The sequence below is a fragment of the Protofrankia symbiont of Coriaria ruscifolia genome (assembly GCF_900634745.1).
Taxonomy (GTDB): domain Bacteria; phylum Actinomycetota; class Actinomycetes; order Frankiales; family Frankiaceae; genus Protofrankia; species Protofrankia californiensis.
This window is the reverse complement of sequence record NZ_CAAAFR010000009.1, coordinates 1-5,181: the sequence shown is the minus strand read 5'-3', so window position 1 is coordinate 5,181 and position 5,181 is coordinate 1. Positions and strand designations below refer to the sequence as shown.

Sequence of the window (5,181 nt, the reverse complement as noted above, 5' to 3'; positions counted from 1 at the left end):
AATGTGGATCGATCCGGCTTCGGCGCCGGTCGCTCTCGGTCATCCTATGGTTCATGGCGTCGTATGAGGACCAGGTGCGCAACCGGCAGCTCGCGGTCGAGGTGGCGGGGCAGTTGTACGCCGGGATTGCAGTCACCAACCGGTACAGGGACGTGGACCCCTACAACCGGTTCGCGCAGATCGCCGAGGAAGTGACGATGTTCGCAAGCCGCCTGGAGGAGTACCTCAACGCGCGGTGACCGCGTCCGGCGGCCAGCCGCGCGCTGAGGCCCTGGCAAGCGTGGTCATATTTCCGCCTCCAGAAGTACCGGGCGGTGGAACTGGGCGTGGGTGTCTGCTCGTAGATCCGATCCTCGGCGAAGAACTCGGCCAGGTCGTCGAGGAACTGCCTGGGCTGGGTGACGCCCTCGGCATGCGGCCAGTCGGAACCGAGCAGGATCCGTTCGACCGGACAATCCAGGCAATCCGCTGGTGGGAATGCTCGGTGAGGTCGGTGGTGGATGACTTGTCGCGGATATCCTGATCATCACCATGACGGACGCCATGGTTGGGGGAACGTCGACGTGTCCGCCACGGCCGCCCAGTGGAGCACGCGGAGGCCCCGAACCATGCGGGCTGGCGGCGTACAGTCGGCGGCATGAAGCGGATGGTCCAGATCCCGTACGAGCTGGAGCAGACCGAGGACGGCACCTGGGCGGCCCATGCGTCGTTCCCCAGCGGTGGCGCGCACGGGCTCGGTGACACTCCTGAGGACGCTGTTGCGGATCTCTACGAGGCCGTCAGTCTGGTCATCGAGGAGCTCGGAGTTCCACCGGTCCTGACGATCGTGCAGGACGTCGCCTGATGCCACCACTTCCCGTGCTGCCCGGCGGGGAGGCCGTCAAGGTCCTCGAGAAGCTCGGCTTCGAGGTGATCTGCATCAAAGGCAGTCACCACATGATGAGGAACGCCGAGGGTCGCTTCACAGTCGTACCAGTTCATCCGGGCCGTGACCTCCCGGTCGGGACACTGCGTCGGATCATTCGTGACACAGGGCTGTCGATCGAGGAGTTCGTCGCCATGCTTTGATCTGCAGCCCGTTGGCCGGAGGTGTAGCAGCGGGTGTAGCAACGTCGGCGATCAAGTAGGTACTTCGGCGGCGCTCCACGGACGAAAACACACGGGTACGGACGCTGGAAATACGGTCGATTCGGCCTGAAAAGCGGAAGGTCGGCGGTTCGACCCCGCCCCTGCCCACCACCTCTGACGCGAAGATTCGGGACCGAATCTTCGCGCACCATGGTGCGCCTCGAAGACGGCGCCGCGATGCTGACCAGGGGTTTTGCTGACCAGGGGTTTTGCTCCTCAACTGAGCTCCTCACAGTCTCTTGAAGATCGTTATGTAGCAACGGGGTGTAGCAACGGCGCCGGACGTCGGCGACCAGTGGTGGCCCTCGGCGCATCACCCCAGCCGCTCGGCGAGCTTCTGAAGCGCCACGCGCTTCTCTTCCAGAGAGACGTGCGCGTAGATCTCCATCGTAACGTCGATCGCCGTGTGCCCCGCGATGTCACTGACGGTGTGCGGGGGCAGCTTGGCGTTCAAACCGGTGGGCGGCAATGTACCGGGGGTGTTGAGTAGCGCTATCTGGGAAGATCGACTGGAGGCTATTCGTCAGGGTTGGTGATTGCGGTCTCGGGCGAGTTCGGCGGCGTAGCGGTGCCAGGTGCCGCCAGCCTGGGCTGTCCAGTGGGCGGCGGTGGTCGGGTGCAGCGAGATCATGTCGGCGAGGACCGTGGCAGGCAGCTCGGCGGCCAGTTGGATGATCGCGGCGCGGCGGCCGGCGATGGCGTAGACCCCGAGCTTGCGGAGGCGCTGACCGAACTGACTGGGCGTTATCGGGCGTCCGGGCAGCAGACCGGGGAACAGCCAGCCGGTCGTGCTCGGTGATCCGACGCCGATGTAGGGGCGGCCCTCGTCGTGCAGTCGTAGGACCAGGCCTGCGAGCGGCTCGGGCAGGTGAATGTGGTCGGTGCCGATCTGCAGGTGGACGGCGTCGTGGGACTGGATGACCTGGCTGGTCGTGAGCGCGGCGATGCGGGAGAGCTGCTGGCCGTAGAGCAGCAGCAGCGCCCCGGCGACCCGGTCGGTCAGCTCGGCGGTGTCGTCGTGCAGGAGCCGGGCGAGCAGCACGATCCGCTCGGCCTCGCTGGTGGCCGGTCCGGTCTGTCGGCGGCGGATCGGGACGCTCAGCGTTCGGGTGTGGCCGCGCTGCGCGGTCCAGTCGAGGAAGTCGCCCACGTCCTGGGCGGACGGGTCGCCGCTGGTCAGCCAGAGATCGACGGTGTGCTGGTCGAGATCGGCGAGGGTGGTGCCGCGGTCGTGCAGCCAGGCCAGGAGCCGGATCGTGACGTGGACCAGGTGCGTGGCGCGGGCGGTCGGGGTGCGAGGGTCAGCGGAGCGCTCCGCGCGGCGGCGCAACCGGCGCAGGACCCGCCAGGTCGTGTAGGCCGTCGCGACGCGTCGATGCTCGGGCGGCTCGACATCGGTGAGCCGGCGGGCGAGGCGTTGTTCGGCGCGGGCGAGCGCCTCGTCGCGGGCCGGGAGCACCTGGTGGGCGACGAGCAGGGTGCGCAGGTAGTCGGCGGCGGCGCGGCGGGGATGGGCATCGAGCGCGTCGTGGCTGGTTGGGAGCCGGCCGGCGGTCATCTCGGCGAGCAGCGCGCTGGCCGCGCCGGTGCGCAGCCAGTTCAACGCGGTGTAGGGGTTCGGGGTCGCGCAGATCGCCTCCAGTACGGCGGCCAGGTTGGCCGGGACCTCGCCGGTGCCGGCGGCGAGCAGCGCGGTCGTGCGGCGACGCAGGGCGCAGGACGCGCAGCGGCCGGCTTCGAACAGCTTGTCCTCGATGCCGCAGTCGACGCAGCGGTGCGTGACGGGTAGACCGGCGCAGTCGGCGCAGGTGGTGGCGCCGAGGCCGGGGGGATGCACCAGCCGGCGGGTCTGCCCGCAGCCGTCGCAGGTGCCGCGGTGGCGCAGCGCCGCCGTGTAACACGGGTCGCAGACCGGCCCCTCGGGCCAGCGGACGGCCGGCGGCCGGGTCGCGCCGCAGCGGGCGCACGGCACGGCACGGCACGGCCCGGCGCGGCGTGCACGTCTCGCAGATCGGGGTATCCGTGGTCGCGAACGCGCAGGGCCGGCGCCGCCCGCAGACCGAGCAGACCGCTTCCGGGGGCCTGAAGCAGTTCACGCAGATGTCGGGCTGGCCGTCGTGCGCGCGGCGCGCGATGCGACGCACCGTGCCGCTCACGGCATCGACCGTCGCGGCGATCACGTCGGCGGGCAGCGCCGGGTCGGCGGCGGCGACCGCCGCGGTCACCACCCGCCGGCGCCGCGCCGCCGGCTCCCGCAGGGACGCTCGGGGGCCGGTCATGACACGGTCCCCGGACCGGGGACGGCGGTGATCTCGGCGCGTCGTGGCCGCAGTGGTGTCACCGCCGGTGATGTCGTCGCCGGCGCGGGACCGGCGGTGCGTCGTGGCCGGCCCCGGTAGGGCTCGACGAGGTCTGTGGGCGTGCAGTCGAGGATGTCGCACAGCGCGGCGAGCGTCGCCAGCGACAGCCGCTCCGGGACTCCGGTCACCAGCCGGTAGACCTGCTCGCGGGAGAGCCCGACGCCGCGCTCCGCGAGCAGCGGGACCAGCGCGGTCGTCGCGAACAGCCCGCGGTCGGCCATCAGCCGGCGCAGATGCCAGTGGTAGCCGACCTGCGTGCTCACCGGCTCTCCGTCCCGGCCGCGGCGTCGAGCACCCGCGCGAGCGCCGCGGTCAGCATCCGGTTCTTCGCGTCCGTGCCGATCGTGGTGTAGGTCGCGGTCGTCGACGCCCACGAATGGCCGACCTGCTGCTGGACGAACAACGGATCGACCCCCTCCTCGATCAGATGCGAGACATAGGAATGTCTCAGACAGTGCACCGAGAGTTCTGTGGGCAGCCCCGCCGCGGTCCGCCAGCGCGCGAACCGGTCGTCGACCGACCGGGCCGAGATCCGCTGCCCGCGTTCGGTCAGCCAGACCGCCGAGCCGGCCGACCCTGGGTAGCGGGGACGGACCACGGTCAGGTACTCGCCGAGCGCCTCGGCCGCCCACGGCATCACCGTCGCGACCGCGCGGCGCCGCGGCGGGCTGCCCCGCATCGCCTTGCCGAACCGGACATGGCAGACACCGAGGGAACCGAGGGCGGGGGCGGCCGGGTTCGTCGAGAAGTCGGCGACGTCGAGCTTGACCGCTTCCGATCGACGCAGCCCCCAGCCGTAGATCACCTTGAACATCGTCGCGTCGCGGAACGCCGGCAGCCAGCCCTTGCGCCCGCCGCCCGCCAGCTGTTCGACCCGGTCGTCGGCCGCGTCGAAGAACGCCTGCAGCTCGGCGCGCGTCAACGGCCGCCGTCCCGGACGGCCCTCGTGGTCGGCGACGTGCGTCGCCATGTTCTCGTCGTGACAGATCCGGTTCGGCCGCAGGCCGATCCGCTGCTCGCACTCGGCGACCCACCCATACCGTGGGTCGCACGCGTAGTCACAGAACAGCGCGACCGCGCCCTGGTACGAGCGCACCGTCGAGTGCACCCAGCCGCCTGCGGCGATCCACGCCTCCAGCTGCGCTGGCGTCCACGTCCACGGCCAGCCGTCGGTGGCCTCCTGGAAACGGCGCAGCACCCGTTCCCGGCCATCGATGATCGACGAACTCGGCCGGCGGCTGACCTGCTGGCGGCGGAAACCGGCCAGCAGCTCGTCGAACAACGCCGGCTCCGCCCGCGGCGGTGTCGCGTCGTCGACGAGCACCAGCGCCGCCGTGCCCGCGGTCCTCGACCGCATCGGCGTCTCCTCACACGTTGCGCCAGCCGCCACCTCGCGGCACCAAACGCAACGACACTAGACGCCACACTCTGTCATCAAATACAACGAATACGTAATCACGGCAGGTCGGGCGGCATGTCGCCCATGTCGTCAGCTCGGGCAAAGAAACCCTTCAGGCACCGAAACTCCTGCTCCGAGGCGATCACACAAACTGCCGAATGTTGCATCAGATGCAACATTGCGCATTTGCAGCAGCGTCACGCAGGTGTGGCGGATGTCATGGAAGCGCACCCCGTCGAGGCCGAGAGCCGGGTCTGTTGCGTTATGGGAAAGCAGGACATGGCGGACCCTGCC

At 70.0% G+C, this 5,181-nt stretch carries 10 protein-coding genes and 1 tRNA gene; 6 read left to right on the top strand and 5 right to left on the bottom strand.

All coding sequences use genetic code 11. The features are described from left to right. The 5 genes from CV1CTNOD_RS00985 to CV1CTNOD_RS00970 all read left to right on the top strand — a co-directional run. On the top strand, positions 1–239 hold a 239-nt coding region (locus tag CV1CTNOD_RS00985), incomplete at its 5' end, for a hypothetical protein (protein ID WP_207386091.1). Next, a complete protein-coding gene (locus tag CV1CTNOD_RS25205) occupies positions 236–523 on the top strand; it encodes a hypothetical protein (RefSeq protein WP_207386090.1) in 288 nt (95 codons plus the stop codon). The genes CV1CTNOD_RS00985 and CV1CTNOD_RS25205, both read left to right, overlap by 4 nt. Before the next feature lie 114 nt (positions 524–637). Next, positions 638–844, top strand: a complete 207-nt coding sequence (locus CV1CTNOD_RS00980) for a type II toxin-antitoxin system HicB family antitoxin (protein ID WP_131784330.1) — start codon at positions 638–640, stop codon at positions 842–844. Next, positions 844–1,068 carry a type II toxin-antitoxin system HicA family toxin gene (locus CV1CTNOD_RS00975; protein WP_131784329.1) on the top strand — a complete coding sequence of 75 codons (225 nt, stop codon included), beginning with the start codon at positions 844–846 and terminating at the stop codon, positions 1,066–1,068. The genes CV1CTNOD_RS00980 and CV1CTNOD_RS00975 overlap by 1 nt, the downstream gene beginning before the upstream one ends. A 93-nt stretch (positions 1,069–1,161) precedes the next feature. Continuing rightward, positions 1,162–1,239: transfer RNA gene (locus tag CV1CTNOD_RS00970), tRNA-Phe, on the top strand. Between the two features lie 202 nt (positions 1,240–1,441). On the opposite strand, the gene CV1CTNOD_RS00965 is transcribed toward CV1CTNOD_RS00970, so the two are convergent. Together CV1CTNOD_RS00965 and CV1CTNOD_RS00960 are read right to left on the bottom strand one after the other, a co-directional pair. After that, positions 1,442–1,582, bottom strand: a complete 141-nt coding sequence (locus CV1CTNOD_RS00965) for a hypothetical protein (RefSeq protein ID WP_207386089.1) — start codon at positions 1,580–1,582, stop codon at positions 1,442–1,444. Between the two features lie 69 nt (positions 1,583–1,651). Then, positions 1,652–3,100 (bottom strand): hypothetical protein, encoded by a 1,449-nt coding sequence (locus CV1CTNOD_RS00960; RefSeq protein ID WP_131784328.1) that lies wholly within the window; start codon positions 3,098–3,100, stop codon positions 1,652–1,654. A 23-nt stretch (positions 3,101–3,123) separates the two neighbouring features. Between CV1CTNOD_RS00960 and CV1CTNOD_RS00955 the strand changes: the two genes are divergently transcribed. Beyond that, a complete protein-coding gene (locus tag CV1CTNOD_RS00955) occupies positions 3,124–3,438 on the top strand; it encodes a hypothetical protein (RefSeq protein WP_131784327.1) in 315 nt (104 codons plus the stop codon). Here CV1CTNOD_RS00955 and CV1CTNOD_RS00950 read toward each other — a convergent pair. The 3 genes from CV1CTNOD_RS00950 to CV1CTNOD_RS25200 all read right to left on the bottom strand — a co-directional run. Then, on the bottom strand, positions 3,404–3,751 hold the full coding sequence (locus CV1CTNOD_RS00950; RefSeq protein ID WP_242606258.1) for a helix-turn-helix domain-containing protein: 348 nt from the start codon (positions 3,749–3,751) through the stop codon (positions 3,404–3,406). The two genes, CV1CTNOD_RS00955 and CV1CTNOD_RS00950, sit on opposite strands and share 35 nt — an antisense overlap. Then, positions 3,748–4,845, bottom strand: coding sequence for a tyrosine-type recombinase/integrase (locus CV1CTNOD_RS00945; RefSeq protein WP_131784326.1), 1,098 nt, complete (start codon positions 4,843–4,845; stop codon positions 3,748–3,750). Before CV1CTNOD_RS00945 ends, CV1CTNOD_RS00950 begins: the two co-directional genes overlap by 4 nt. A gap of 132 nt (positions 4,846–4,977) precedes the next feature. Continuing rightward, positions 4,978–5,181: hypothetical protein (locus CV1CTNOD_RS25200; protein WP_207386088.1), on the bottom strand; the 204-nt coding region annotated here is incomplete at its 5' end.